Genomic DNA, 989 nt, shown 5'->3' with positions numbered 1-989 from the left:
GTGAGGTCAGGCTCAGGCCCAGGCTGTTACCGCTGACGATGGCTACCATGATTTTTGTCCGATCGGGGTTCAGAAAAGGTGGCGAACCACGTGGCAGGCGCCTACGGGCCTGGATGCCCGAAAGGAAATACCGCCCCACGCCAACGAAGTTCTCGCCAGTGCATCCAGCGTTTTCGAGGCTTATTTAGAACCCGACAGAACTAGTCGGAATTTCCCGGCCAATTTAGGGCCGCAATAGGCCACACCCTTGTGAGCAACGGCGGGAGGTGGCGGCCGACTACGCGGCGCCCGGTTCGATGCTCCAAGGGCGCAGCGTTTCGTGGTCGTCAGTTTTTAGCCGGCGGCAGTTGCTTGAACACCGCACCGCGATCCCAACATGGCTCGGCTCCACTAGCCCTGGCTACTTCCGATCAACGATTAAGAGTTCGCGCTCGCGTTGACACCGGCATGGCTCCATCGAATTGGAATTCAACGGCCACGCACCGTCGTCCGCGAAGCAGATCAACTTGGACCGCTGCGCCTGACAAAGCGTAGCAATCACCTGTGGCTGCATGTCAAGAATGATCGGACCGGAAGGTCCGCTACCCGATGCCATCGCCGCTTAGAGCGGCTAACGAAACCATGTCATCGTGAAACGCCTGATCGGCGTTTGACGCTGCATGGGTCGAAACAAGAAAGAAGAGATCAGCGCCGCGTTGTTCAAGAAGATTGCGCTGCTGCTGCCAGTAGTCGCAGCCTCGACCAAGGTCGGTCGCCCGCGGGTGAGCGACGAGATGGCCTGAACGGCATCCTGCTCGTTCTACGCACCGGTATTCCCTGGGAGGAACTCCCCCTGGAACTGGGCTTTGGCAGCGGCGTGACCTGCTGGCGGCGCCTGCGTGATTGGCAGGCTGCGGGCGTGTGGCATCGCCTGCATCTGTTGTTGCTCAATGAACTGCGCGGCGCTGGAAAGCTCGACTTCAGCCGAGCCAGCTCGGACACGGCTAGCG

At 60.3% G+C, this 989-nt stretch carries 1 pseudogene; it reads left to right on the top strand.

Going from position 1 to position 989, the window contains the following annotated elements:
• Positions 1 to 745: 745 nt before the first annotated feature.
• A pseudogene (locus AC07XP_RS32290) lies at positions 746 to 989 on the top strand (transposase); the annotation flags it as partial.

It is taken from the genome of Variovorax sp. GW531-E2 (assembly GCF_059423125.1).
The sequence above is the reverse complement of the archived record's forward strand: the minus strand, read 5'-3'. Positions and strand labels throughout refer to the sequence as shown.